The 25,440-nt window shown below is 59.7% G+C and carries 24 protein-coding genes; 18 read left to right on the top strand and 6 right to left on the bottom strand.

Annotated elements, in window-relative coordinates:
• The first annotated feature begins 1 nt into the window (after position 1).
• On the top strand, positions 2-922 hold the full coding sequence (locus tag C7H09_RS08700; RefSeq protein WP_106762164.1) for a metal ABC transporter solute-binding protein, Zn/Mn family: 921 nt from the start codon (positions 2-4) through the stop codon (positions 920-922).
• The gene (locus C7H09_RS08695) at positions 909-1,670 is read left to right on the top strand and encodes an ABC transporter permease family protein (protein ID WP_106762163.1); all 762 of its coding nucleotides are present in this window, start codon (positions 909-911) and stop codon (positions 1,668-1,670) included. Before C7H09_RS08700 ends, C7H09_RS08695 begins: the two co-directional genes overlap by 14 nt.
• Before the next feature lie 255 nt (positions 1,671-1,925).
• Here the strand turns inward: C7H09_RS08695 and C7H09_RS08690 are convergent, their stop codons facing one another.
• The gene (locus C7H09_RS08690; protein ID WP_106762162.1) at positions 1,926-2,729 is read right to left on the bottom strand and encodes an ABC transporter permease; all 804 of its coding nucleotides are present in this window, start codon (positions 2,727-2,729) and stop codon (positions 1,926-1,928) included.
• On the bottom strand, positions 2,726-3,454 hold the full coding sequence (locus C7H09_RS08685) for an ABC transporter ATP-binding protein (protein ID WP_106762161.1): 729 nt from the start codon (positions 3,452-3,454) through the stop codon (positions 2,726-2,728). Before C7H09_RS08685 ends, C7H09_RS08690 begins: the two co-directional genes overlap by 4 nt.
• A gap of 173 nt (positions 3,455-3,627) precedes the next feature.
• Here C7H09_RS08685 and C7H09_RS08680 point away from each other — a divergent pair, with 173 nt between their 5' ends.
• The gene (locus tag C7H09_RS08680) at positions 3,628-4,293 is read left to right on the top strand and encodes a response regulator transcription factor (protein ID WP_106762160.1); all 666 of its coding nucleotides are present in this window, start codon (positions 3,628-3,630) and stop codon (positions 4,291-4,293) included.
• A 1-nt stretch (position 4,294) separates the two neighbouring features.
• Here the strand turns inward: C7H09_RS08680 and C7H09_RS08675 are convergent, their stop codons facing one another.
• Together C7H09_RS08675 and C7H09_RS08670 are read right to left on the bottom strand one after the other, a co-directional pair.
• Complete coding sequence (locus C7H09_RS08675) at positions 4,295-4,945, bottom strand: pentapeptide repeat-containing protein (protein WP_106762159.1); 651 nt, start codon at positions 4,943-4,945, stop codon at positions 4,295-4,297.
• Positions 4,946-5,005: 60 nt separating this feature from the next.
• Positions 5,006-6,862 (bottom strand): methanol/ethanol family PQQ-dependent dehydrogenase, encoded by a 1,857-nt coding sequence (locus C7H09_RS08670; RefSeq protein WP_106762158.1) that lies wholly within the window; start codon positions 6,860-6,862, stop codon positions 5,006-5,008.
• Positions 6,863-7,218: 356 nt separating this feature from the next.
• On the opposite strand from C7H09_RS08670, the gene pedF reads away from it, so the two are divergent.
• The 4 genes from pedF (at position 7,219) to acuI (ending at position 11,204) form a co-directional block, all read left to right on the top strand.
• Positions 7,219-7,644, top strand: coding sequence for a cytochrome c-550 PedF (gene pedF, locus C7H09_RS08665; RefSeq protein WP_106762157.1), 426 nt, complete (start codon positions 7,219-7,221; stop codon positions 7,642-7,644).
• A 158-nt stretch (positions 7,645-7,802) separates the two neighbouring features.
• Positions 7,803-9,323, top strand: a complete 1,521-nt coding sequence (gene exaC / locus C7H09_RS08660) for an acetaldehyde dehydrogenase ExaC (protein ID WP_106762156.1) — start codon at positions 7,803-7,805, stop codon at positions 9,321-9,323.
• Between the two features lie 222 nt (positions 9,324-9,545).
• Positions 9,546-10,181, top strand: a complete 636-nt coding sequence (gene acuR / locus C7H09_RS08655) for an acrylate utilization transcriptional regulator AcuR (RefSeq protein WP_106762155.1) — start codon at positions 9,546-9,548, stop codon at positions 10,179-10,181.
• 39 nt (positions 10,182-10,220) lie between these two features.
• The gene (acuI, locus tag C7H09_RS08650) at positions 10,221-11,204 is read left to right on the top strand and encodes an acrylyl-CoA reductase (NADPH) (RefSeq protein ID WP_106762154.1); all 984 of its coding nucleotides are present in this window, start codon (positions 10,221-10,223) and stop codon (positions 11,202-11,204) included.
• Here acuI and C7H09_RS08645 read toward each other — a convergent pair whose 3' ends face one another.
• Entirely contained in the window at positions 11,205-13,310 is a 2,106-nt protein-coding gene (locus C7H09_RS08645; RefSeq protein WP_106762153.1) for a NosR/NirI family protein, read from the bottom strand.
• Positions 13,311-13,542: 232 nt separating this feature from the next.
• On the opposite strand from C7H09_RS08645, the gene pqqA reads away from it, so the two are divergent.
• From pqqA to C7H09_RS08595, 10 genes are all read left to right on the top strand, one after another.
• Positions 13,543-13,614, top strand: coding sequence for a pyrroloquinoline quinone precursor peptide PqqA (pqqA, locus tag C7H09_RS08640; protein ID WP_106762242.1), 72 nt, complete (start codon positions 13,543-13,545; stop codon positions 13,612-13,614).
• Positions 13,615-13,670: 56 nt separating this feature from the next.
• Positions 13,671-14,588 carry a pyrroloquinoline quinone biosynthesis protein PqqB gene (gene pqqB / locus C7H09_RS08635; RefSeq protein WP_106762152.1) on the top strand — a complete coding sequence of 306 codons (918 nt, stop codon included), beginning with the start codon at positions 13,671-13,673 and terminating at the stop codon, positions 14,586-14,588.
• Between the two features lie 7 nt (positions 14,589-14,595).
• Entirely contained in the window at positions 14,596-15,351 is a 756-nt protein-coding gene (gene pqqC, locus C7H09_RS08630; RefSeq protein WP_106762151.1) for a pyrroloquinoline-quinone synthase PqqC, read from the top strand.
• Positions 15,352-15,363: 12 nt separating this feature from the next.
• Entirely contained in the window at positions 15,364-15,627 is a 264-nt protein-coding gene (pqqD, locus tag C7H09_RS08625) for a pyrroloquinoline quinone biosynthesis peptide chaperone PqqD (protein WP_106762150.1), read from the top strand.
• A complete protein-coding gene (pqqE, locus tag C7H09_RS08620; protein ID WP_106762149.1) occupies positions 15,624-16,757 on the top strand; it encodes a pyrroloquinoline quinone biosynthesis protein PqqE in 1,134 nt (377 codons plus the stop codon). The genes pqqD and pqqE overlap by 4 nt, the downstream gene beginning before the upstream one ends.
• Positions 16,738-18,561 (top strand): S9 family peptidase, encoded by a 1,824-nt coding sequence (locus tag C7H09_RS08615; protein ID WP_106762148.1) that lies wholly within the window; start codon positions 16,738-16,740, stop codon positions 18,559-18,561. Before pqqE ends, C7H09_RS08615 begins: the two co-directional genes overlap by 20 nt.
• A 78-nt stretch (positions 18,562-18,639) precedes the next feature.
• Positions 18,640-19,803, top strand: a complete 1,164-nt coding sequence (ercA, locus tag C7H09_RS08610; protein WP_106762147.1) for an alcohol dehydrogenase-like regulatory protein ErcA — start codon at positions 18,640-18,642, stop codon at positions 19,801-19,803.
• A complete protein-coding gene (locus C7H09_RS08605) occupies positions 19,787-21,541 on the top strand; it encodes a PAS domain-containing hybrid sensor histidine kinase/response regulator (protein WP_106762146.1) in 1,755 nt (584 codons plus the stop codon). Before ercA ends, C7H09_RS08605 begins: the two co-directional genes overlap by 17 nt.
• A 206-nt stretch (positions 21,542-21,747) precedes the next feature.
• A complete protein-coding gene (locus C7H09_RS08600) occupies positions 21,748-23,124 on the top strand; it encodes a class II fumarate hydratase (RefSeq protein ID WP_106762145.1) in 1,377 nt (458 codons plus the stop codon).
• A gap of 30 nt (positions 23,125-23,154) precedes the next feature.
• Complete coding sequence (locus C7H09_RS08595; protein WP_106762144.1) at positions 23,155-23,637, top strand: CDP-archaeol synthase; 483 nt, start codon at positions 23,155-23,157, stop codon at positions 23,635-23,637.
• Here C7H09_RS08595 and C7H09_RS08590 read toward each other — a convergent pair.
• A complete protein-coding gene (locus C7H09_RS08590) occupies positions 23,631-24,617 on the bottom strand; it encodes a metallophosphoesterase (protein ID WP_106762143.1) in 987 nt (328 codons plus the stop codon). The two genes, C7H09_RS08595 and C7H09_RS08590, sit on opposite strands and share 7 nt — an antisense overlap.
• Positions 24,618-24,789: 172 nt before the next feature.
• On the opposite strand from C7H09_RS08590, the gene msrA reads away from it, so the two are divergent.
• Positions 24,790-25,440 carry a peptide-methionine (S)-S-oxide reductase MsrA gene (msrA, locus tag C7H09_RS08585; RefSeq protein ID WP_106762142.1) on the top strand — a complete coding sequence of 217 codons (651 nt, stop codon included), beginning with the start codon at positions 24,790-24,792 and terminating at the stop codon, positions 25,438-25,440.

Here is a 25,440-nt window from a genome sequence, read left to right as displayed (position 1 = left end):
CATGGTGTGTCGAAACCTGCTCATTGCACTGGTGTTGTTGGTGTCTGCGTGGCCGGTGCAGGCACAGCTGCGGATCTTTGCCTGCGAGCCGGAATGGGCCGCTCTGGTGCGGGAGTTGGTACCGAATGCCCGGATTACCACGGCCACTTCCTATCTGCAGGATCCTCATTATATTGAGGCGCGGCCAAGCCTGATTGCGGCGGTGCGGGCAGCGGATCTTGCCGTTTGTACGGGCGCGTCGCTGGAGGCTGGCTGGTTACCGGTGTTGTTGCAGCGAGCCTCTAACCCGGCGATACAGGCGGGCCGTCCGGGTCTGTTTTTTGCGGCAGATCATGCCCGGCTGCATGCTTCCCATGAGCACGTAGATCGCAGCATGGGCGACGTTCACCCCGAGGGAAACCCTCATGTGCACCTGGCTCCGGACGAAGTGCCTGAAATCGTGCAAGCTCTGGCGCAGCGACTTGCGGGTATCGCACCGGAAGCTGCGCCAGGGGTTCACGGTCGTTATCTCCGCTGGCGAGCGGGGTGGAACCGGTTACGAACCGAATGGCGAGCTCGGGCACAGGCGCTGGAAGGCGCGTCGGTGGTGGTGCAGCACACCGGGTTCAGTTATCTGTTGGAGTGGCTGGGCGTGCGAGTGATTGCGGATCTCGAACCGAAGCCCGGCTTGCCGCCGAGTGCCAGCCACCTGAGCGAACTGCTGGCCGTTCCGGAGCTTGCCGGTGCAAATGCCATTCTGATTGCCAGCCACCAGAACCCCAGGCCAGCGTACTGGCTGGCGGAGCAGACCGGGCTGGCCGTAATCACGGTGCCCGGTACGGTGACCGATAACCCGGAAACCGCCAGCCTTGAAGGGCTAATCAGTGCGATCATCAGTCGAATCGAGTTGACGGTAGCCGGAGCCGCCCATGGCAGCCTGTGAATGGTTGCTGCTGCCGGTAGCCGGTAGCGTAATGCTGTGTCTGCTGTTGGTACCGCTGGGTTACCAGGTGATTGCCCGGGGCGTAATTTTTGCGGATCTGGCTATTGCCCAGTGGGCGGCTCTTGGAACTCTGGCGGGTGTCCACTTGCTGGGGGGGCAGATGCTGGCTGGCGCATCGGTCAGCAGCCTGCTGTTCGCTCTATTGGCGGCTTTGGCTGTACACCTGATTTTCCAGCGGGTGAGTAGAGGCAGGGAGGCCTGGATCGGGGTTCTTTACGTACTTGGGGCAAACCTGGCCGTGTTACTGGTTAGCGGTGACCCTCATGGTGCGCAGGCACTTCAGAGTTCCGCCTCCGGCGATTTGTTGTGGGCCGCACCCCCTCTGGTATGGGCAACGTCAGTGCTTGTGCTGTGCGTCTGGGTGATGGGATTCTGTTACCCGGAATGGATGGTCGGGCGGGCGTTTCTGCCCGTGTTTGCTGTCGCGGTCACCTACACTGTGGCGCTTGCGGGCATCTATGTGGTGTTCGCAACGCTGATCATAACTCCACTGTTTCTTCGCCGGATGCCTCCTTTTCATGCCGCGTTTGTGGCTATCTCAGGGCATCTGGCGGGCCTGGTCTGTTCGGTCACGTTTGATTTACCGGTGGGGCCCGCTGTTGTGGTCGCCATGCTTGGCGTGACGCTGATGGTGTACGGCGCTCTGCCTCTGTTGCCATTGCGGCCTGGGCAACCGGCGCAGGTATGACATGGAACTGGCAGAATGGTTATAAGCTCTTTGCGGCTGACGTCTTACCGTTAGGCGGTATTGCCTGCTCTTCGTACAGCACCTATTCCAGTTCACGCTGGAAGATCCACCTGGGTAGCAACGGTTGTGAAGTGTCGGCGTCAGAGCTGGAGCCGCTCACTGAGGACACCTTTTTTCGCCTCGCCGTCATTCGTCCACTATGGGCAGCAAACGCCCGGGCACCAACATTAACGGTGCGGCGCCGGGTAACCGTGCTCAGGAGGGCACTCTTCCGAGCACGCGTGTGCGTTGCGGCCGAAAGCCGGTTGTCGCCGACAGAGCCAGAACGCAGGTAGTGACGACGGTTACTCCCAGAGCCAATGGATTCCATTGCAAATAGAGTGCGTGGCGAATGGCTTCTACCGCATGGGTAAACGGATTTACCTGGCAAAGCCAGTACAGCCAGGGGTTGGATTCAGCCATCGAAGACAGCGGGTAGAGTGCGGAAGACAGGAAAAACAGCGGGAAAATGACAAAGTTCATCAGTCCTGCGAAGTTCTCCAGTTGCTTTATCCAGGTTGCGATCAGCAAGCCCGTAGCGCCCAGCATCAGGCTGGTGGCCACCAGCAACGGCAGGGCCGCCAGGTAGCCGGCCGGTGGAATGCTGCTATCCGCCAGCCGTGCCAGGGCCAGAAAGCCGAGGCTCTGGGCCACGGATACGGTGCCCATGGCCAGCAGTTTGGCGATCAGCAGAAACGGGCGGGGCAGGGGGCTGACCAACAGTATGCGCATACTGCCCAGCTCCCGGTCGTAGACCATGGAAAGCGCACACTGCATGCTGTTGAACAGTATGACCATGCCGCAGAGCCCCGGCACCATGTAGGCCTGGTAACCGGAAGAGCCGGGCAGTGCCGCGGGTATGGAAAATCCGGTGCTCAGGCCAAACCCTGCGGCAAACACAAACAACCAGAGCAGGGGGCGTACCAGGGCCGTGGCAAATCTTGCCCGCTGCAGCCAGAAGCGCTGCCATTCCCGCCGTTGAATACCGAGGAAACCATACCAGTAGCGGCTCAGGCTCATGGCGAGTCTCCCTGCGTCAGCGCTTCGAAAGCCGATTGCAGGTTGTCAGACTGCTGTTCCCGTATCAATTCTGCGGCCGCCTGGTTTGCCAGTAACCGGCCCTGGTGCAGCACAAGCGCCTGGTCGCTGGCCTGTAATTCGTCAAACAGATGGGTTGCCCAGAGTACGGTTAGGCCCTGTTTCCGGCACAGTTGGTGAACGTGCTCGACCAGAAAGCTCCGGCTGGCCACATCAAGGCCGGTGGTGGGTTCGTCCAGTAATAGAACCTCCGGCTGATGCAGCATTGCCCGGGCCAGCTCTACCCGCCGTCGGTGCCCGCCATTGAGCATGCGAACCGGGCGATTGTGATGGTCGGTCAGCTCAAACCGAGCCAGCTCCTGACAAATACGTGCCCGGGCCATGGATGGCCGCAAACCCTGCAGTGAGGCGTGGTAGGCCAGGTTCTGTTGCACCGTCAGATCCAGATCCAGCGTGCTCTGTTGAAAGACCACGCCCAGTCCCCGCAAGGCCGCCATCGTTGGCCGGGCAAGACTGTGCCCCTGCAGGTAAATACTGCCCCGTTGAATGGCCAGCAGCCGGGTTGCCAGGCCAAAGAGCGTGGTTTTGCCTGCCCCGTTCAACCCCAGCAAACCGTTGAATTGCCCGGGGGCAAGACGAAAGCTGACATCGGCCAGTGCTGTCTTGCCGGGGTACCGGTGGCTCAGGTTTTCGATGACGAGGGGCATGATTTCCGGCTCGAACGGTGATGAATGACTCAGAGAGTAGGCCACCGGGCAGCCGACGGAAATATTCGAAAAGTAGTAAATGGCCGGTACTAAAGAACCATGGTCTGGCGGCAGGCGATGATTAGGATAACCCTGAGGATCCGTGTCCGGATCGCAGCCGAACAGGTGATGCTATGAAAGTACTGGTGGTTGAGCCCCAGAGTCTGATGCGTGAAGGCACGCTTTGCCTGCTCAGAAGCCTGATGCCGGGCATCATCGCAACCGGTGCCGGCGACGGTGGGCAAGCGTTCACTGACACCACGGGCCCGGGCCCTGACCTGTTGCTGACGGAGTTGTTGTTGCCGGATTACTCGGGTCTGGAGTTGTGTCGCCGGGTTCAGCAGCGTTGGCGTAACACCGCCATCGTCTTTCTGACCAGCTCGGATGACAGCGCGATGGTGCGCCAGGCAATGGCAGCGGGAGCCCGGGGCTTCCTCAACAAACAGTGCACGCCGTCGGAGCTGGTGGCTGCAGTGCGAACGGTTAGTGCCGGTGATACGTACCTGCAACATAGCCTGGCCACACGGCTGGCCCTGGGCGGGGAGCAAAAAACAGATCACCGAGTGGCGGACATCACCCAGCGGGAACTGGAAATTCTGATTCTGGTCGCCCGTGGTTATAACAATCCGGGCATTGCCCGCCAACTCAGTATCAGCACTAAAACGGTTGCCAACCATTTGTCGCTGTTGAAAAACAAGCTCCAGGCGTCGTCCTCGCTGGAGCTTCTCCACATTGCCGTGGATGCGGGGCTGGTACAGTACGGGCGACCGGTGCCTTGTGTGCCCGCAGGGGTCGGGTGATCTACCAGTCGAAGGGACAGCCCTGACAGCCTTCCATGTAGGTACCTTCAAAGGTTGCATAATGTATGCGAGTGGCGCGAAGGTCGGCTCCGGCCAGGTTTGCATGGCCGAATTTTGCTTCCTGCAGATTGGCGCCGAACAGATTGGCGGCATTCAGGTCGGCTTTTGGCAGCCAGGCAATTTCAAAGCTGGCGAAAGCCAGGTTGCTCTGTTGCAGTGTGGCGCCGGAAAAGCGGGAAAAACTGAAATTGGCGCCGGTCATGTCGGTCCCGGAAAAATCTGCGCCCTGGGCAAATAAATACTCCCCCTGAGCACCCTGCAACCGGGCATGGCGTACTTTCGCGCCGCGAATGCTGGCCCGGTACAGATTGACCCGGTGTGCAGTTACTTTATCGAGGGTGGCGCCACCGAGGTCAGCCCCCCGAAGGTTGGTATGGTTAAGGGTCGCCCCGGTGAAATCGGCGCCTTTGAAGTCGGCGAGCTGCAGGTCGAGGTTGGATAAATCCGCGCCTCGCAGATCAGCGCCGGGGCACACGGTTTTGGCTTCCAGTTTACAGCCGTTGAATTCAGGTACCTGGTAGTCCGCCAGGTAGTCTCCGGCCAGGGCAGGTGACATGGCCGCCACCAGGCAGATACTGGCAAAGTGTTTCATAACATCCTCCGGACAGTGTGTGACCGCCGGCAGTTGCCGACGGTCGTGCAGATTGACCGCTTACTTCGCCGCAGTCGCCCAGGAAGGTACCTTGAAGACCCAGAACGATCCGCCCTGGGAAATCGGCTTGGTCAGCTCCGCCATGTCGCCACCCCACAATGGCACCGCGCCACCGTAGCCAGATGCCACACCGACGTATTGCTCACCGTCCATTTCCCAGGTGACTGGCGAGGAAATGATTCCGGAGCCGGTCTGGAACTTCCAGAGTTCTTCGCCGGTGTCTGCGTCAAACGCCTTGAAGTAGCCGTTGCCGGTGCCGGTGAAGACCAGCCCGCCCTTGGTGGTCAACACACCTGCCCAGAGCGGCATGGGCTCTTTGTGCTCCCACTTGAACTCGCCGGTCATCGGATCCATGGCCCGCAGGATACCCACGTGATCGTCGAACATGCGCTTGATCCGGAAACCCTGGCCCAAATAGGCCGCACCTTTCTTGTAGCTGACTTCTTCAGTCCAGTAGTCTTCTTTCCAATGGTTGGCCGGAATGTAGAACAGGCCGGTGTCCTTGTTATAGGCCATAGGGTTCCAGTTCTTGCCCCCAAGGAACGGTGGCGAAACCTCAATGGACTCGCCACGGGTCTTGCCTTCAGGCACGGGTGGCGGACGCTGGCCTTCCACTTCCACCGGTCGGCCGGTATCCAGGTCTATGTGTGAGGCCCAGGTAATGTTGTCTACGAAGGGGTAAGCCTTCTGCAGTTCGCCATTGGTGCGGTCAACTACATAGAAAAAGCCGTTACGGTCAGCATGGGCTGTGGCTTTTACTTCCTCGCCATCTTCGCTGTATTCGAACAGCACCAGTTCGTTATTGCCGGAGAAGTCCCAGGCGTCGTTCGGGGTATGCTGGTAGAACCATTTCACTTCGCCGGTGCTCGGGTCTACGCCCACCTGGCCGGAGGTGTACAGGTTGTTGTAGTCTTTGGGGTCGCCACCGGGGGAGGTGCGAGCCCAGGTGTTCCAGGGGGCGGGGTTGCCAGCACCGATAATGATGGTGTTGGTTTCTGCGTCGAAGCTCGCGCTTTGCCAGGGGGCACCGCCACCGTGGCTCCAGGCCTCCACTTTGCCGGTGTCGCGGCTGGGGTCGTCTGGCCAGCTGGGTGCCCGGGGGTCACCGGTGGGAGTGCTCTTCTTGCCGTTCAGCCTGCCATAGTGCCCTTCAACAAACGGCCGCATCCAGATTTCCTTGCCGGTGTCCGGATCCCGGGCGAACAACTTGCCAACCACGCCGAATTCGTCTCCGGAGGAGCCGTGGATCAGCAGCACCTTGCCGGATTTCTGGTCTTTGACCAGGGTCGGTGCGCCAGTCATGGTGTAGCCTTCTTCGTGGTCTGCAAACTTTTCGCGCCAAACCACCTTACCGGTATCTTTATTCAGAGCCACGATGCCGGCATCCAGTGTTCCGAAGAACACCTTGTCGCCGAAAATGGCGGCACCCCGGTTGACCACATCACAGCAAGGGCGAATACCTTCCGGTAGGCGGTGGTTGTATTCCCAGAGTTTCTCGCCGGAACGGGCATCCAGGGCAAACAAGCGGGAGTAGGAGCCTGTCACATAGATAACGCCATCGTGTACCAGCGCCTGGGATTCCTGTCCGCGCTGTTTCTCGTCGCCAAAGGAGAAGGACCAGGCGGGCACCATACGCTCAACGTTGTCTTTGTTGATCATCTGCATCGGGCTGTAGCGCTGGGCCTTGGGGCCAATGCCGTAGCCCAGGACGTCCTGGGTGGTTTCGGCGTCGTTGGCAATGTCATCCCAGCCCACGTCCTTGGCCATTGCCTGACTGGCAACTCCGGCTGCACACCCCAGCGACAAAGCCAGGCTGATACTGCGCAGCAGGGGGCGTTGGGTAAATGTTGTTTTCATGATCTTCCCCTCAGTTGTTGTTGTGACGAACGCAATGGATGTGCGCTGACGATGAAAGTTTTAGCGGTTGCAGGGCGGGTCGGCGACGGAGGAACTCCCGGGCCAATCGGGACAAGGTGCCGGGTTACCCGGGAAAAGATCCCGGGCGGACAAGTAAGTGGCTGAAATCAGGCGGTTCCCATTCAGACTAACCTGGTCATCATGCTTTCGCTCTCGGTCCTGCGGGCTAGTACCAAGGGAGTAAGGGCGATCCGCGAAAGTGGCATTCAGTTACCGGTTGCCCGTTTTTACAGTAATGCCATAGCCGGAGCCGGGAGGTTCGGCGAACAGAACAATGACATCAGAGGTATTGCATCATGAGCCTTTCACACACCCTGAAAACCCTGGTCTGCGCCGGAGGTATTGCCTGGGCTGCTGCGGCCTCAGGCCATGGCAACGTAACGCCACAGCCGGTCGATACCGGGGATTTGCCCGATCTGGGCCGCGAAGCACTGAATGAAAACCCGTTCCGGAGCGGCAACGAATATGGGCACCTGAACACCGAGGCTGCAGAGATTGGCAAGAGCGCTTACGCAGGGAACTGCGCAGGCTGCCACGGTATTGAGGCCCAGTCCGGCGGCTTGACACCGGATTTGCGGGAGCTGACCGAGTGGGATGATGAATATTTCATCGGTCGGGTCATGAACGGCACTGCGCGGGGCATGCCGTCGTTCAAGAATAATCTGGAGCAAACTGCGATCTGGTCGATCCGCACCTACGTGGAATCGGTATCCGGCCAGTAAGTCACGGGGGGCAAGGCGTGCCGGCGACTCTAATACCAAGGTACCAGTCGTTCCCCCCAAACGAATCATTCACCTATTGCGGTATGCAGTCTACATTGAACCTGTAAACGCGAAAGGCTGCGTTGCCAAGCGACAAACACAACAAAGAGGTCGATGACATGATCTACGCACAACCCGGAAAAGAAGGCTCCGTTGTCTCATTCAAATCCCGCTACGAAAACTTCATCGGCGGCGAGTGGGTGGCTCCGGTAAAAGGCCAGTATTTCGAGAACATTACACCGGTGACCGGTGGTGTGATTTGTGAAGTGCCCCGTTCAACCGCCGAAGACATCGATCTGGCCCTGGATGCGGCGCACAAGGCAGCACCTGCCTGGGGCAAGACCTCACCCACCGAGCGCTCCAACATTCTGCTAAAAATTGCCGACCGCATCGAAGCCAATCTGGAAAAGCTCGCGGTTGCCGAAACCTGGGACAACGGCAAGGCGGTGCGGGAAACCCTGAATGCGGACATTCCTCTGGCTGCGGACCACTTCCGTTATTTCGCCGGTTGTATCCGTGCCCAGGAAGGCCACATGGGTGAGATCGACCATAACACCGTGGCTTATCACTTCCACGAACCGCTGGGCGTGGTGGGTCAGATTATCCCCTGGAACTTCCCGCTGCTGATGGCGGCCTGGAAACTTGGCCCCTGTCTGGCTGCCGGTAACTGCACGGTGTTGAAGCCGGCAGAACAGACCCCGGCCAGTATTCTGGTGCTGATGGAGATCATTGGTGATCTGTTGCCACCGGGCGTGATCAACATCGTTAATGGTTACGGCATTGAGGCAGGCCAGGCTCTGGCTACCAGCAAGCGCATTGCCAAGATTGCCTTTACCGGCTCGACCCCGGTGGGTTCGCATATCCTCAAGTGCGCTGCGGAAAACATCATTCCGTCTACCGTGGAGCTGGGTGGCAAATCCCCGAACATTTACTTCTCGGATGTCATGGATGCCGAACCGGAATTCCTCGACAAATGCGTGGAAGGCCTGGTGCTGGCGTTCTTTAACCAGGGTGAGGTTTGTACCTGTCCGTCCCGTGCGCTGGTACAGGAGGATATGTTCGAGGCCTTCATGCAGAAGGTGGTTGAGCGCACCAAAGCCATCAAGCGCGGTAACCCGCTGGATACCGACGTTCAGGTGGGTGCCCAGGCATCGCAGGAGCAGTTCGACAAGATCATGTCGTACCTGGCCATCGGCAAGCAGGAAGGTGCTGTGGTGCTGACAGGCGGTGACCGTGAGCATCTGGAAAACGAGTTCAGTAACGGCTTCTACATTCAGCCCACCCTGTTCAAGGGCGACAACAAGATGCGGGTTTTCCAGGAGGAGATCTTCGGCCCGGTGGTTGGTGTGACCACCTTCAAGACCGAAGAGGAAGCCCTGGCAATCGCCAACGATACCGAGTTTGGCCTGGGCGCAGGCGTCTGGACCCGGGATACCAACCGGGCTTACCGGATGGGCCGTGCCATTCAGGCCGGGCGGGTCTGGATGAACTGCTACCACGCGTACCCGGCGCATGCGGCCTTCGGCGGCTACAAGCGCTCCGGTGTGGGCCGTGAAACCCACAAGATGGCGCTCGACCACTACCAGCAAACCAAGAACCTGCTGGTCAGCTACGACACCAATCCGCTCGGGTTCTTCTGATCCGGCGGTGCCTTCGGGGCTGCCCCGGCAGCCCCATTCGTGTGACCGCACAGGGATGGTGCACTCTGCCTTGCCCCGGATCTCCGGGATGCCCTTCGGGGCTCGGGATTATTTCGACACTCTCTTCAGGCTCTTCCCGGAGCCTTTTTTTGTTTTTGTAGACAGACAGTCCAATTTTGATGCACTATTTAATAGACAGTTGGTCTATTTAAAGAGGCACCGATGGTTCAGCCGGTAAAACGCAAACGGGGCAGGCCGCCCAAATCAGAAAGCGCGGATTATCACGATACCCGTCAGTTGCTGGTGCGCACCGGGCTTGCCGCGCTGACAGAGAAGGGCTACTGCTACACCGGTCTGGATGAAATACTGCGCCAGGCGGGCGTACCCAAAGGCTCCTTCTATCACTATTTCGCCAGCAAAGAGGCCTTTGGGCAGGTATTAATCGAAGCTTACGGGCAGTATTTCGCCGCCAAACTGGAGCGCTGGTTTTCCGATACCTCCCAGGCGCCACTGCAACGGATTCTGGCGTTTGTTGAGGATGCCAAATCGGGCATGGCGCGTTATGACTATCGGCGTGGTTGTCTGATTGGCAATCTTGGCCAGGAAATGGCGGCCCTGCCGGAGAGCTTCCGGGGGTTGTTGACGCAGGTATTGCGCCACTGGGAGGCGCGCCTGGGCAGCGTGTTGTATGAAGCCCGACAGGCGGGTGATATTCCCGGCGATATTCGCTGTGAGCGCATGGCACAGTTTTTCTGGACGGGCTGGGAAGGCGCGGTGTTGCGGGCAAAGCTGGAACAGTCCCCGGAACCGCTGGATCAGTTCGCTGAAGGGTTCATGATGTTGATACGTGGTCGGTGAGCCTGCATCACCGCCCGATAAACAATAACAGGAGGCACTATGTTCAAAGGTATTCTGATTGAGGGCGACCGCAAGAATCAGACGGTTTCACTGGCGTCGCTCGATGAGGCGGCGTTGCCCGAAGGCGATGTCACCGTGGAGGTTGAGTACAGCACCCTGAACTACAAGGATGCGCTGGCCATCACCGGCCGCTCGCCCATCGTCAAAAGCTACCCCATGGTGCCGGGGATTGACCTGGCCGGCGTGGTGACCGAGTCATCAAGCCCGGAATTCAAAGCCGGGGACAAGGTGGTGTTGAACGGTTGGGGCGTGGGTGAGAAGCATTGGGGCGGGCTGGCTGGCAAGGCGCGACTGTCCGCAGACTGGCTGATCAAGTTGCCGGAGGCTTTCAGTGCCCGCCAGGCCATGGCCATTGGCACCGCCGGGTACACCGCCATGCTGTGTGTTCAGGCACTGGAAAGCCATGGTGTTACTCCGGATTCCGGCGAGGTGCTGGTCACCGGGGCGACCGGTGGGGTAGGCAGTGTGGCCGTGGCCCTACTGGCGAAACTGGGTTATTCGGTGACGGCAGTGACCGGCCGGCCCGAGGAGGAAGCCTACCTGAAATCCCTGGGGGCCAGCCAGCTTCTGGATCGGTCAGAACTCAGCGAGCCGGGTAAACCGCTGGCCCGGGAGACCTGGGCCGGGGCTATCGATGTGGCGGGCGGCCAGGTGCTGGCCAGCGTGTGTGCGGGTATGAAGTACCGGGGTGTGGTTGCGGCCTGCGGGTTGGCGGCGGGTATGGATTTTCCGGCCACGGTGGCGCCGTTCATCCTTCGGGGCGTTACCCTGTGTGGTATCGACAGTGTGATGGCGCCCAAAGCCGATCGGCTGGCGGCCTGGCAGCGGCTGGCAGAGGATCTCTCGCCGGAGTTGCTCGACAGCATGATGACTGAAGTGTGGTTTGACGATGTGATAGATGCCGCTGGTCGTTTGCTCGATGGCAAGATTCGCGGGCGCATTGTTGTTCCCGTCGCTGGCTAATCAGGTGGTTGCGGCATCCGTGGCCAGAATCCGTGCCTGCTTTTGCTGTTGTTTGTTACGAACAATGGCATCCACGCACTGGGTCTGGTCGCGGAGAATCACCACGCATTCCAGGCACTGAATGCACTCGTCGTAGTCAATCCGGCCATCCTTGCGAATGGCGTTGATGCCGCACTCGTTCTTGCAGTGCTGGCAGGGCTGACCACACCGCTTTACTCTTTCTAGCCAGCTGAAGATCCGGAAGCGGCCGAGCACCGCCAGGCCCGCGCCAAGAGGGCACAGATAGCGGCAGTAAAATTTATGGATAAACAACCCGGCGGCCAGCAATGCCAGTGCGTAGGCGACAAAAGGCCAGTAACGGGTGAAGTACAGGGTGATGCTGGTCTTGAAAGGCTCCACTTCCGCCAGCTGCTCGGCCAGTGTCAGCGAATAGAACGCGGTACCGACCAACCCCAGCAGAATCGGATATTTCAGCAGTATGAGCTGGCGATGCCAGTGCTCCGGTACCCGGATCTGACGCAATCCCAGTTTCTGTCCCAGCCAGGATACCATCTCCTGCAAGGCCCCAAATGGGCAGAGCCAGCCGCAGAACACGCCCCGCCCCCAGATAAACAGGGTCACAAAGGTGTAGCTCCAGAGGATGAAGATGATCGGGTCGAGCAGGAACACGTCCAGCGAGAAGCCGTCCCAGAGGGCAAGAAACAGCGTGTAAATGTTGACCACCGACAGTTGTCCCTGGGCGTAAAAACCAAGGAAGAACAGGGTGAACGCCAGAAAGCCCCAGCGAAAGCGGCGAATCAGCGCAGGGTGCCGGGTCAGGGATTTCTGGCGCGCAAAGAAGACGGTGAGCAGGGTAAGCGCCATCACGGTCAGTGAAATCTGCCACCAGCGTTCTTGCCACAACCCCACCCACACCGGAGCCCGGGCGGGCTGGCCATTGTCTGCTTCGACCGTCTCAAACAGATCCTCCGGAAAGTGAACCGGAATCTCGAAGCGGGCATTGTCGACCACCAGATGATTTCTTGGCAGGCTTACATCCAGGTGAAATGCGATTTCGGCACCCGGGTTATAACCGGCGTTGCCGCCCATCCGGAACAGGTTCATGGTGGCCATGGCGGGGGCTCCGTCTGCAATCGGCGTAGTCATGCCTTGCAGCCAGTGCAGATCACGCAGTTCCACCGCCAACTGGCCTTGCCGGGCGCCGAGGCGCAGCGGGCTGCTGCCAGGCACGAAATCCGGTGCCACGGCCGTATATCGGCCCCGGGACATCACCAGCATCACTTTGTCGTTTTCTCCGAACCTGGCCTGCAGAGCCCGGTAGCCGTCGTCACCCAACAGATTACGCCCCACCATGGGTGAGTTCAGATAGGCAAAATAGAGTTGACTGAAGGGGGCGCCAGCTTCCGGTTCCATATCCTCTGGATAGAGCGCCAGTGGGCGGCCTATCTGGCTTTCCACATCCGCCGGGCTGATGCTGGCCTGCTGCACGTATCCCTGCTCCAGCATCTGTGGCCAGGTTAGCGGGCGATACATATCCTGACGTGCCCGGGTGGGGGCGGCCTGGGTAAAACCGTCCAGCTTGTTGCGGGCAACCTTCAGTGCTGATGACAGTACCGTGTCGTTGATAATTAGTACCGACACCGTGGCCTTGCTCACGCCATCGAAGTACACCTGATCGCCCTGGCGATTGCGGCCGGAGCCGCCGGAGGCCTGGACGATGATCTGATCGGTCAGAGCGTTGCCCTGGTACTGGTTAACGAATTCGGTCAGCGGTTCTTCGCCCAGACCATGCAGAAACACGGGCTCGTGGTGGTGCAGTACCTTCACTCCGGTAAAGCGTCCCCGGGTATCCAGACCGATCATCATGGTAATGGGTTTGCCAGCAAACCCCTGAATTCGGGTGAAGTCGGTTGAGACATAGGCGTACCCCAGCAACTGCTGTAGCTGGTAAACCGGGTACACCGGAAAGTCCGGCAGCTTGTCTTCGATTACCGTGGCGGCAGGAAATAATTCCTGAATCACTGCCCGGGTGGTCTCCGGCAGATCTGCCCAGGCTCTGGCCATAGGCAAGGACAGCAGAATGACAAGCAACAGGCGGCCGAACATGGCACCTCCCCGGATCTTCTTGTTATTGGAAGGCTCCATGTTAGAAAGCGCGGCCCTTGCCCCTCAATGCCACCTCGGGGCCATTGGCCTGCTACTTTCAGGCGGCAAAAAACGGTTCGAAAGTACCATATGGAGCAACCGGCCCCGTGATTAGAGTGAAGGTGTGCTGCTGGCCTTACCGGCAGTACCCATACATGCAACGCACTAACAATCACGACAAGAGGTGAGCATCATGTGGACCAAACCGGCTTTTGAAGACCTGCGCATCGGTTTCGAAGTAACTATGTACTTCGCCAACCGCTAAGCGAACAGTGGCCAGCCTCCGGGCTGGCCGTTTGTTTGCGCGGCAGGAGGACAGCCATGCAGATTCGAATTCTTGGCTCAGCAGCCGGTGGCGGCTTTCCCCAGTGGAACTGCAATTGCAGGAACTGCTCCGGATTTCGCAACGGTACCCTGAATGCCCGGGCCCGAACCCAGTCTTCCATTGCCATCAGCGAAGATGGCAAGCGCTGGATACTGTTCAATGCCTCCCCGGATATCCGTGCCCAGCTGGCTGGTTTTCCCGCTATGCAGCCAGGCCGGGCCTTGCGAGACACCGGCATTGCCGCCATCGTGCTGATGGACAGTCAGGTGGATCACACCACAGGGCTTCTGTCGCTGCGGGAAGGCCTGCCGCTGGATGTCTGGTGTACCGAGCAGGTGCGCGACGATCTCAGCAACGGGTTTCCGTTGTTTGACATGCTCCGGCACTGGAATGGCGGGCTGAACTGGTGCCCGATGCCGACTACGGAGCAGCAGCCGTTTCGCATTCCCTGCGCACCCTCACTCGAGTTGACGGCCATTCCTTTGCTGAGCAACGCGCCACCGTATTCGCCACGGCGTGACAACCCCCATCCTGGTGATAACGTAGGGCTGTTTATCCGGGATACCACTCGCGACACCGCGTTGCTGTATGCACCGGGGCTGGGACAACCGGACGAGCAGATAAAAGCCTGGATGAAGCGGGCCGACGTTCTGCTGGTTGACGGCACGGTCTGGCACGACGATGAAATGATTCGCCAGGAAGTTGGCACCAAAACCGGGCAGCAGATGGGGCATCTGGCCCAGGCCGGTGAGGGCGGCATGATCGAATTACTGGATTCGTTGCCAGCCAGCCGCAAGATTCTTATCCATATCAATAACACCAATCCCATCCTCGACGAAGACTCACCGGAGCGAGCCAAGCTGGCAGAGCACGGCATCGAAGTTTCCTGGGATGGCATGGACATCGAATTGTGAGGTTGCCATGAATGCCAAAGCCAACACACCGTTGTCCCGCGCCGATTTCGAAAAGGCGCTCCGGGCGAAAGGGGCGTACTACCACATCCACCACCCCTTTCATCGTGCAATGTATGGTGGTGAGTGCACGCCGGAACAGATTCGTGGCTGGGTGGCTAATCGCTATTATTATCAGATCAAGATTCCCCAGAAAGACGCCGCGATTATGGCCAACTGCCCGGATGCCGCGGTTCGGCGGCTCTGGTTGCAGCGCATTCTCGATCACGATGGCCACAGTGACGATGCCGGTGGCATTGAAGCCTGGTTATTGCTGGCCGAATCGGTCGGCCTGAGCCGGGAAGAAGTGATCGATCAGCGACATGTGTTGCCGGGGGTGCGTTTCGCGGTAGATGCCTATCTCAACTTTGCCCGCCGGGCCAGCTGGCAGGAGGCGGCCTGTTCGTCACTGACCGAGCTGTTTGCACCAGAGATCCACCAGTCCCGGCTGGACAGCTGGCCAGACCATTACCCCTGGATTGAGCCGGACGGCTACCGCTACTTCCGCAAACGCTTGTCGGAGGCACGGCGGGATGTAGAGCACGGGCTGGGAATTACCCTTGATCACTTCCAGAGCCCGGCCCAGCAGCAGCGCGCGTTCGAGATTCTGCAGTTTAAACTGGACATTCTGTGGACCATGCTGGATGCCATGTCCATGGCTTATGTGCATAAAACACCGCCCTATCATACGGTTACCGATGCCAAGGTGTGGCATCGTGGCCTGTAAAGGAGACGCCCGATGGATAAAATTCCGCGTTTGCGCCGGGGCTTCCGGTTCCAGTGGGAACCCGCCCAGCAGGCCCATGTTCTGCTGTATCCGGAGGGCATGGTGAAACTCAATGGTAGTGCCGGTGCCATTCTGGCCGAGGTGGATGGCGAACACAGTTGCCATCAGATTGTGACAATACTGGAGCAACGCTTCCCGGAGGCTGGCCCGCTGGCTGAGGATGTCAGTGCTTTTCTGGCAGAGGCTGCCCGTCAACACTGGATTGAATGGCTATGAACACACCCACTGATCATGTCGGGCCGCCGCTCTGGTTGCTGGCGGAACTCACCTACCGTTGCCCCCTGCAGTGCCCCTATTGTTCCAATCCTTTGGATTTCGCCCATCATGATCAGGAGCTGAGCACCGAACAATGGCTGGATGTGCTCAGCCAGGGACGTGCCATGGGAGCGGCTCAGCTGGGCTTCTCCGGCGGTGAACCGCTGGTGCGTCAGGACTTGCCGGAACTGATTGCCGGTGCCCGGGAGCTGGGATACTACAGCAACCTGATTACCTCGGGGCTTGGGCTGACGGAGGCCAAAGTACAGGACTTTGCCCGGGCCGGGCTGGATCATATCCAGGTTAGCTTTCAGGCATCAGACCCGGAGCTTAACAACGCGGTGGCGGGTTCCCGCAAGGCGTTCGACCAGAAGCTGGCCATGGCCAGGGCTGTAAAGGATGCCGGATACCCGATGGTGCTCAATTTTGTGGTTCACCGGCACAATATTCACCAGATGGCCGATATTCTGGCGCTGTGTGAAAACCTGGGGGCAGACTATGTCGAGCTGGCGACCTGCCAGTACTACGGCTGGGCCTTTGCCAACCGGGAGGGTCTGATGCCGTCCCGGGCCCAACTGGTGACAGCCGAAGCAACGGTAAACCGGTTTCGCAACCAGCTGGCGGAACGGGATCACCCGATGAAAGTGATCTTCGTAACGCCGGATTATTACGAAGAGCGCCCCAAGGCTTGCATGAACGGCTGGGGCAGTCTGTTTTTGACCGTCGCACCAGACGGTACCGCCTTGCCGTGCCACAGTGCGCGCCTGCTGCCCATCGACTTCCCGAATGTGACGGCTTCCCCATTGGAAGACATCTGGTATCGGAGTCCGGGTTTTAATCACTACCGCGGCGACAGCTGGATGCCGGAACCCTGTCGCTCCTGTGATGAAAAAGACAAGGATTTCGGGGGCTGCCGCTGCCAGGCTTATCTGCTGACCGGCAACGCAGACAACGCCGACCCGGTTTGCTCCAAGTCTGCTCACCACGATCGCATTCTGGCCGCCCGCACCGCTGCTGACCATGCCACCGCCGGGCTGGAAGATCTGATCTATCGGAACGCCGATAACTCCAATGTCTTCTGCCGCGGTTGAGCCGGTTTCTGCCCGGCAGGCCTGCCAGGGGTTTCGCCAGTGTGCCGAGCTCCGGCTTTGCGGGGGTGCACTGTTCTGGCTGGCCAGTGATCCGGGCCGGGGCACAACGAGTCTCTGGCAATCGGATGCCGATGGCGTCCGCCGACTGAACACGGGTAGCAGTGTTCGCAGTGGTATTAACGGCTACGGTGGTGGTGCCTTTGCGGTGTTGCCAGGCTGGATTTGCTGGGTGTCTGATGACCAGCGTTTGTGGTCTCTTGAATTGGCGACTGGCGCCCAGCGATTGCTGGTAGACGCGCCTGGGCTTGCCTGGGGTGGCCTGGTGCCGGATGTCCACCGTCAGCGCTGGTTGGCAGTGTGCGAAGACGCCGGTCGCCAGACCTTGATGGCCATAGACCGGGCCGGGCGCACCCGGGTTCTGCACACCGGACTGGATTTTTACAGTGCCCCGGCAATCAGTGCTGATGGGAGTCAGATAGCCTGGGTGAGCTGGCAGTTGCCCGATATGCCCTGGGCGCGCTCCCGGCTCTGGAGGGCCGCCGTGGACGTTGATGGGGCGTTGGCGGGGGTAGAGAGCCCTGCGGCACCGGCACCCGGCTCGGTGCAGCAGCCGCAGTTTGTGCGGAGCCAGTTGTATGTGCTGTCGGATCATCGGGGCTGGTGGCAGCCTTGGCAGATTGTACGCGGCCAGGGTGGCTGGCGGTGGCAGGCTATGGGAGCTGCTGCGGCCGATCATGCCAACGCACCCTGGCAACTGGCGGAATGCCACCGTTGCCCGTTGCCTGGCGGTGGCTGGGCAAGTGTCTGTTACCGGCAGGGCATAGGCGAGCTTTGGTTGGAGCGCAAGGGCGAGGCTATCCGCCTGGCATCCGATTGCACCGATTTTCGATCCCTGGTGGCTGATAATCATGCCTTGTATTGCATTGCCCGGCGGCCTGATCGGCTGGATGCCATTCTGCGAATTCGACCGTCGTCAGATGACATCACTACGGTCTTTGGCGGGGAGCCCGCGCTCGGCAGCAGTCCGGTGGTTCTGCCCGAGAGCATCGTTGTGCCGCCCGGCCCGGGTGAGCACTGGCCTTTGCAGGGGTTTCTGTACCCGGCCATCAACGGGGGAGATCGCCCCCCTCTGATACTGGTTGCTCATGGCGGCCCTACCTCGGCGGCCTACGCCAGTTTTAATCCGCACTGTCAGTTCTGGTGCCAGCGGGGGTTCTCGGTGGTTGAGGTGAATTACACCGGCAGCACCGGCTTCGGGCGGGCCTTCCGGCAGGCGTTGAGCGGGCAGTGGGGGCAGGCGGATGTGCAAGATATGATGCGGATGGCGGATTATCTGGGGCAACAGGGCCGGATTGATCGCGGGCGCGTATTCATTCAGGGCCGAAGCTCCGGCGGTTACACTGCGCTGATGGCAGCCATGCAGCCGAGGGCAAGGCTACGGGGGTTGGCTAGCCTGTTCGGAGTGACCGATCCCTGGCGATTAAGCATGGCGACCCACCGGTTTGAATCCGGTTATCTGGACTGGTTGCTGGGCCCGGGTGGCGAAAACGGCGAGGCCTGGCAGAACCGCACTCCGGCACTCCGGGCCGAACGCATCGGCTGCCCGGCGTTGTTTTTCCAGGGCGGGCAGGACAGGGTGGTGGTGCCGGAACAGACCCGGAGCATGGTAAGCGGGATCCGCCAGGCAGGCGGCCAGGCAGATTTAGTCTGGTTCGCGAACGAGGGCCACGGCTTTCGGGCGCTGGAATCCCAGGTTCGGGTGCTGGAAACACTTGAGCATTTCTACGGTTCACTGATCGACTAAATGGTCGATGAAGCATCGGGAAAGTTGGGATAGACTGGTGCTATTCCTATAACAACAAGTTGGTTGCAACAGACCGCCATGAGCTACGATATTTCTTCGCTGCGCAAGTTTGTCTCGCCGGAAATTGTTTTTGGTGCCGGTTCCCGCCGTTCGGTGGCTAATTTTGCCGGTAACCTGGGCGCCCGCCAGGTGCTGGTGGTGTCAGACCCCGGCGTGGAAGCCGCAGGCTGGGTGGCGGAAATCGTTACCCTGCTGACCGAAGCCGGTTTTGGTTGCACCACCTTTACCGGGGTCTCACCCAACCCCAGAGTGGACGAGGTGATGACTGGGGCAGAGCTGTATCGCGCCCATGAATGTGATGTGATTGTCGCTATCGGCGGGGGCAGCCCGATGGATTGCGCCAAGGGCATCGGCATTGTGGCCACCCATGGCCGCCACATTCTCGAGTTTGAAGGTGTGGATACCATCACCAATCCACCGCCGCCGCTGATCCTGATTCCGACCACGGCGGGTACTTCGGCGGACGTGTCCCAGTTCGCCATCATTTCCGACCCGAACCGGCGCTTCAAATTTTCGATCATCAGCAAGGCCGTGGTGCCAGACGTTTCGCTGATCGATCCGGAAGTCACCGAAACCATGAGTGCCTATCTGACCGCCTGCACCGGGGTGGACGCCCTGGTGCACGCCATCGAAGCATTCGTCTCCACCGGTAGCGGACCGCTCACCGACAGTCATGCCCTGGAGGCAATTCGGCTGATTAACCGGAATCTGGCGCCGCTGGTGCAGAATACCTCAGACCCGGCGCTACGAGAGCAGATCATGCTGGCCTCGATGCAGGCGGGTCTGGCATTTTCCAACGCCATTCTTGGCGCGGTTCACGCGATGTCTCACAGTCTGGGTGGTTTTCTGGATCTGCCCCATGGCTTGTGCAACGCCCTGTTGCTGGAACACGTGGTGGCCTACAACTTCACGTCTGCCGAAGAGCGCTTTCGACGGGTGGCCGAAGCCATGGATATTGATACCCGGGGCATGACCAATGCCCGGGTAAAGCAGCGGTTGATGGAACGGATTGTCGACCTGAAAAGGGCGGTAGGCCTGGAAGCCAGGTTACAGGAGCTTGGTGTCACCACTTCTGATATCCCCTATCTGTCGGGCTATGCCCTGCAGGATCCGTGCATACTGACCAATCCGCGAAAGTCTTCGCTGCGCGACGTTCAGGTTGTCTATGAAGAAGCCCTCTGAGCCCGTGGGCAGTGGCTACGGCATCGGCGATCTGCTGGGCCTGGGCAGTCAGTCGGTTCGCAAGAATTACTACCCGGCGCTGCAGGATCGTATTGAAGAACTTGAGCAGGAGCGCAACCGCTATAAATGGCTGTTTGAAAATGCCCTGCACGGTATTTTTCAGGCCAATCTGAGGGGCGGTTTTCTGGCCTGTAACCCGGCCATGGCGCGGATTTGTGGTTACGATAGCCCGGAGCAGCTGAAAACAACCCTGATCCGACTGCGAGAGCAGCTGTTCTGCAGTTCGGCAGAATTCGATGTGATTCGCCAGGAACTGCTCGACTACGGCAGCCTGAGCGCCCGGGAAACCCGGTTTATGCGGGCGGATCAGACCCCGGTAAACGTTGCGGTTACCTTGCTCCGGCGTCCGGATCTGGGCCCGGAAGTGGTGGAAGCATTCGTAGCCGATATTTCCGAGCGGGTGCAGGCCCGGCAGAAGCTGGAACAGATGAATGCGCAACTGGAGCAGCGGGTGGCCGAGCGTACCGAGGCCTTGCAGAGCGCCAACGCCGACCTGCACCACCAGATTGACGAACGCAAGAAGGTAGAGCAGGAGTTGGTGGTGGCGGTGGCCGCCGCCGAGGACGCCAATCGCAGCAAGGACAAGTATCTGGCCGCTGCCAGCCACGATCTGCTGCAACCGCTGAATGCCGCCCGTTTGATGATCTCTGCTCTGCAGGAAAGTGCCTTGCCGGAGCAGGAAAGCCGTATGGTGCGCCAGGCTCACCGAGCGCTTGAGGGGGCTGAAGATCTGCTGGCGGACTTGCTGGATATTTCCAAGTTAGACCAGCAGGCCATGAAGCCGGATCTGGTATACACCGATCTGCAGGAGCTAACTCGCTGCCTGGGTGCTGAATTTGAGGCAGTGGCCGCCAACGCTGGCCTGGCACTGCGGGTACGCACCGGGCCGGTGATGGTGCAAACCGATCAGCGAATGCTGACCCGGATTCTGCGCAATCTGTTGAGCAATGCCTTTCGATATACGCGGTGTGGTGGCGTTTTGTTGGCCATGCGCAATCGTGGCGACGAGGTGAGGGTGGAGGTCTGGGACACGGGGGTGGGTATTGCCACCGACAAGCAGAAGGAAATCTTTGCGGAATTCAGCCAGATTCTGCCAGCGGGTTCGGGTGGGCGCCAAGGGGTGGGGCTCGGCCTGGCGATCGTCGAACGTATGGTACGGGTTCTGGGGTACCGCATTGAGGTCAGCTCGCGCCCGGGGCTTGGCTCCCGGTTTACCCTGATCCTGCCGAAAGCCACGGTGCCGACGCTGCAGGCCTATGCCCGCCCACAGCTGCCTTCGGCGCTCGCCAACGGGTTTGATGGCGCCAGGGTAATGGTGATCGAAAATGAACCGGCTGTGCAGGAGAGCATGGCCATGTTACTGCAGCGCTGGCATTGCCACGTGTTGGTTGCGGGTAGTCGTGGCGAGGCCCTGGCGTTGATCCGGGAAACCGGGTTCTCACCGGCCGTGATACTGGCGGACTATCACCTCGACCACGACCTCACCGGTTTCGAAGCGATATACGCTGTGCGCCGGTTGCTGGAGCGTGATATTCCAGCGGCCATCATCACCGCAGATCGCAGCGACGATACCCGCGCGCTGTTGCGGGCCCAGTATTTGCCGGTGCTGGACAAGCCGGTTAAACCCAACCGTTTGCGGGCGTTGCTCAGCAGCCTTTTGGCTACGGCCATGGCGTAAACCCCCCGCCGCGCACCCTTCCTGAAAGCGGCTACACTTAGGGCAGGCCAGCCAACAGGGGCGGTCAGCCATGCGTGTTCCCATACCCTGATACTTAACTTTGAGCAGGTTACCGGGATTTGCGACCATGTCCGCCTGAGATCGCAGGGCAACAGCCTGTAGCGGGTGTTGCCGGGTTAATGAATGGATCAAGCGAGGTAAGCAGGGTGGCAGAGTTCAGAACGGAAAAAGACAGTCTGGGAGAGGTTCAGGTTCCGGCGGATGTGTTGTGGGGTGCTCAGACCCAGCGGGCGGTGAATAACTTTACGGTCAGTGGCCAGCCCATGCCGCCGCCATTTATTCAGGCAGTGGTTCAGGTCAAGCGCGCTGCCGCCCAGGCAAACACCTCACTGGGCCTGTTGGCGCCAGAGCTTCGGGATGCTATCTGCGAGGCCTGTGAGCACCTGCTGAAAGGCGAGTTTGCCGATCAGTTTCCGGTGGATCGCTACCAGACCGGCTCCGGAACCAGCACCAATATGAACGTGAACGAGGTTATTGCCGCCATCGCCCGCCAACAGGGTGTAGAGGTGCACCCTAACGACCACGTGAACATGAGCCAGAGCTCTAATGATGTGATCCCCACCGCCATTCACCTGAGTTCGGTGCTGGCGTTGAAGGACCGGCTTTTGCCTGCCCTGTCGCGTCTGCGGGGCATGATCTATGGTCGTGAGGCTGAGCTTAACAGCCAGGTAAAGACCGGGCGTACCCATCTGATGGATGCCATGCCCATCACCCTTGGCCAGGAATTGCGAACCTGGCGTGAGCAGATCGCTGCTGCGGAAAACCGGCTGGAAAAAGCAATGGAAGAACTGGCGGCTCTGCCTCAGGGCGGTACCGCTGTGGGCACCGGTGTGAATGCCGCATCTGAGTTTTCGGGCCAGTTTGTCAAGTTCCTGAAGCAGAACACCGGCTTTGCGTTTCGATCCCTGGAACACAAGTTTGTTGGCCAGAGTGCGGTAGACGGCCCGGTAGCCGTGTCCGCCCAGTTGCGGGGCGTTGCCGTGGTTCTGGCGAAAATAGCGAATGATTTACGCTGGATGAACAGCGGCCCGATTCACGGCCTGGCAGAAATCAGTCTGCCTGCGTTGCAACCGGGCAGCAGCATTATGCCCGGCAAGGTGAATCCGGTTATTCCGGAGGCCGTGGCCATGGTAAGCACCCAGGTGATGGGGCTGGATGCCGCCGTGGCCATGGCCGGTCAGTCCGGGAACTTTCAGCTCAATGTCATGTTGCCTCTGGTGGGTGCCAACCTGCTGGACATGACCACACTGCTGGCGAATGCATCGTCGCTGCTGGCGGAAAAATGCATTAGCGGGTTTACCGTCAATGCCGATAATCTGGCGGCTGGTGTAGGCCGTAATCCTGTATTAGTAACTGCGCTGAATCCGGAAATCGGTTACGCGCTGGCCTCGGAGATCGCTAAAGAGGCCTACCGTTCCGGGCGGCCGGTTATTGATGTGGCGGAGGAGCGCAGCGGCCTGAGCCGAGAGCGACTTGAACAACTGATGGATCCATTGAAGCTGACCCGGGGTGGCCTGAGCTGACAGGGTACCCGCCGGTAACGAGGGGTAACCATGCTGCTGTCGCTGGAACTCTTTGTGATGCTCGTGATGGCCAACGGCTCGCCGGTGGTGGTTGCCCGCCTGTTGCATCAGCGGGGCAACTGGCCTGTTGACGGGGGGCGGCGCTGGCGCGATGGCCGCCCGATATTCGGCGCCAGCAAAACCTGGCGCGGGCTGATTGCCGGTACTGCTTGCTGTTCGTTGTTCGCTGGCTTGTTGGGAGTGGGCTGGTTATTCGGTGCCCTGTTTGGTCTTCTGGCGCTGGTGGGCGATTTGCTCAGCAGTTTCACCAAACGCCGGGTGGGCATGCCCGCAAGTGCCCGGGCGGCCTGGCTGGATCAACTCCCGGAAGCTGTGCTGCCCATGACACTGGCCTGGTGGTGGCTAAACTTGCCAGCCTGGGAGGCGGGCGCCGTGTCGGTGTTGTTTGCCTTATCGAATATGCTGGTGTCACCGCTGCTTTACCGGCTGGGGATTCGCAAACAGCCTCATTGAGTTTTTCCGTCAGGTCCCCGGGTGAGGGTATGAACAGTTACTTCTGGCGGGCAATTCAGGCGCACGTTCAGGACCGAGGTGCCCGCACCCGGCGAGGTATAACCCTGCATGCCATTGGCCTGCCAGGGCCCCCGGCCAAGGCGGCGCGGACAATCCGAGTCGAGGGTGAGGGGAATGCCGCCGGGCAGGCAGATCTGGCCTCCGTGGGTGTGGCCACACAGAAAAAGGTCGTAACCCGCAAAGGCAGCTTCCCGCCATATTTCGGGGGTGTGGCTCAACAGCAGGCTCAGGCCGCCGGGGGGTATCTTGTCACCCGCCTGATGCAGGTTGTGCGCTTTGTAGTAATGGGCATCGTCAACACCGGCCAGATAAAGCCGGGCCTTGTCTTTTACCACGGGCACCATCTCGTTCATCAACAGGCGATAGCCCATATCTTCCAGGGGGGGAACCATCCGGATGCTGTCGTGATTACCGAGCACAGCATAGGCCTCGCCCCGGATGGCTTTGCGTAACCGAGCCATGCCGTCCAATGCCTTGTCGACCGGGCCCCAGGTCTGCTGGCGGTAGTCGCCGGTCAGCACACACAGGTCGTAATCCAGCGGCCGTATTTCCCGAATAACAGCTTGCAGGTTCTGCTCGTCCATATCGACGTGCAGATCGGTCAGGTGCAGAATCCGGTAGCCTTCGAAACTCTTTGGCAACGCCGGCAAGATAAACCGGTTGTGCAGGGTTCTGAGTTTCAGGCTGTTGGCCCGGGCACGGCCCAGCAGGCCCACGGCTTGCAGGCAGAAGCGTATGAAATTGGGTGCATTGGTGAGGTTTTCCAGATGAAAGGAACACTTGTCGCGGCCAAACACCCGGGCCTCGGCGTCTTCTTCGATGGCCAGGCGCTGCCGTGCATGCACCGGCCCCAGCCTGAGGCTAAGGCGATACTGCAGCAGTTCGTCCTGGTTTTCCGATGATGGAACCCTGACGGTCATGATGCATGTCCTTTATGCCGAGCAGGGCCTTATGTTTGGCCCTTAAACTTATTATGGTAGCTGTCGGTGGTTGTGCAACCGCCTCTGCCAATTTGGCTTTTCCCCGGTGAAGCGTCAGAATCAGAAAGACGCGCTCACCTTTCCGATAATGTTATTCAGAACGGAGCAACCGATGACTGACGCATGCAATCTGCCAGGCTTGAGTGTACCCAGAAGCCGCTTTCCCGATCCGGCCGAAGATCTGGCGGAAGCCGGTGCGCAGTCTCGGCTAGTGCTGGCCGGAGGCTGTTTCTGGTGTGTGGAGGCCGTTTTTCTGGCGGTGGACGGCGTGGAAGCGGTAGCGCCGGGATATGCGGGTGGTGAGGCTCGAACGGCGAACTATGAAGCCGTCTGTTCCGGCACCACAGGCCACGCTGAAGTGATAGACATTACCTACAGCCCGGCCAAAGTAAGCTTTGGCCAGTTACTGAAGCTGTTTTTCTCGGTGGCTCACGATCCCACCCAGCTGAACCGGCAGGGCAATGATATCGGAACCCAGTATCGCTCTGCAGTCTTCTATGAAACTCCGGAACAGCGGCAGGTGGCAGAAGCCTACATCAGCCAGCTGGACGAAGCCGGAGTGTACCCGGATCCAATTGTGACAACGCTGGAGCCTCTGGAGGCGTTTTATCCGGCGGAGACCTATCATCAGAATTTTGCGGCACGGAACCCGCGCCAGCCCTACATTATGGCAGTGGCGGCACCCAAGGTTGAGAAGCTGACGCGGGCCTGGCCGGATCAGCTGAAACCAGAATACCGTGACGACGACCCTGACCAAGCCTGA

The sequence above is a fragment of the Marinobacter fuscus genome (genome assembly GCF_003007675.1).
Taxonomy (GTDB): Bacteria; Pseudomonadota; Gammaproteobacteria; order Pseudomonadales; family Oleiphilaceae; genus Marinobacter; species Marinobacter fuscus.
Note: the sequence above shows the minus strand (reverse complement) of the source record. Positions and strands in the feature narration are given on the sequence as shown.

Bases quoted from the DNA above. Each gene is read 5' to 3' on its own strand.
- C7H09_RS08700 (WP_106762164.1), top strand. From the start codon at position 2: ATGGTGTGTCGAAACCTGCTCATTGCACTGGTGTTGTTGGTGTCTGCG.
- C7H09_RS08695 (WP_106762163.1), top strand. From the start codon at position 909: ATGGCAGCCTGTGAATGGTTGCTGCTGCCGGTAGCCGGTAGCGTAATG.
- C7H09_RS08690 (WP_106762162.1), bottom strand. From the start codon at position 2,729: ATGAGCCTGAGCCGCTACTGGTATGGTTTCCTCGGTATTCAACGGCGG.
- C7H09_RS08685 (WP_106762161.1), bottom strand. From the start codon at position 3,454: ATGCCCCTCGTCATCGAAAACCTGAGCCACCGGTACCCCGGCAAGACA.
- C7H09_RS08680 (WP_106762160.1), top strand. From the start codon at position 3,628: ATGAAAGTACTGGTGGTTGAGCCCCAGAGTCTGATGCGTGAAGGCACG.
- C7H09_RS08675 (WP_106762159.1), bottom strand. From the start codon at position 4,945: ATGAAACACTTTGCCAGTATCTGCCTGGTGGCGGCCATGTCACCTGCC.
- C7H09_RS08670 (WP_106762158.1), bottom strand. From the start codon at position 6,862: ATGAAAACAACATTTACCCAACGCCCCCTGCTGCGCAGTATCAGCCTG.
- pedF (WP_106762157.1), top strand. From the start codon at position 7,219: ATGAGCCTTTCACACACCCTGAAAACCCTGGTCTGCGCCGGAGGTATT.
- exaC (WP_106762156.1), top strand. From the start codon at position 7,803: ATGATCTACGCACAACCCGGAAAAGAAGGCTCCGTTGTCTCATTCAAA.
- acuR (WP_106762155.1), top strand. From the start codon at position 9,546: ATGGTTCAGCCGGTAAAACGCAAACGGGGCAGGCCGCCCAAATCAGAA.
- acuI (WP_106762154.1), top strand. From the start codon at position 10,221: ATGTTCAAAGGTATTCTGATTGAGGGCGACCGCAAGAATCAGACGGTT.
- C7H09_RS08645 (WP_106762153.1), bottom strand. From the start codon at position 13,310: ATGTTCGGCCGCCTGTTGCTTGTCATTCTGCTGTCCTTGCCTATGGCC.
- pqqB (WP_106762152.1), top strand. From the start codon at position 13,671: ATGCAGATTCGAATTCTTGGCTCAGCAGCCGGTGGCGGCTTTCCCCAG.
- pqqC (WP_106762151.1), top strand. From the start codon at position 14,596: ATGAATGCCAAAGCCAACACACCGTTGTCCCGCGCCGATTTCGAAAAG.
- pqqD (WP_106762150.1), top strand. From the start codon at position 15,364: ATGGATAAAATTCCGCGTTTGCGCCGGGGCTTCCGGTTCCAGTGGGAA.
- pqqE (WP_106762149.1), top strand. From the start codon at position 15,624: ATGAACACACCCACTGATCATGTCGGGCCGCCGCTCTGGTTGCTGGCG.
- C7H09_RS08615 (WP_106762148.1), top strand. From the start codon at position 16,738: ATGTCTTCTGCCGCGGTTGAGCCGGTTTCTGCCCGGCAGGCCTGCCAG.
- ercA (WP_106762147.1), top strand. From the start codon at position 18,640: ATGAGCTACGATATTTCTTCGCTGCGCAAGTTTGTCTCGCCGGAAATT.
- C7H09_RS08605 (WP_106762146.1), top strand. From the start codon at position 19,787: ATGAAGAAGCCCTCTGAGCCCGTGGGCAGTGGCTACGGCATCGGCGAT.
- C7H09_RS08595 (WP_106762144.1), top strand. From the start codon at position 23,155: ATGCTGCTGTCGCTGGAACTCTTTGTGATGCTCGTGATGGCCAACGGC.
- C7H09_RS08590 (WP_106762143.1), bottom strand. From the start codon at position 24,617: ATGACCGTCAGGGTTCCATCATCGGAAAACCAGGACGAACTGCTGCAG.
- msrA (WP_106762142.1), top strand. From the start codon at position 24,790: ATGACTGACGCATGCAATCTGCCAGGCTTGAGTGTACCCAGAAGCCGC.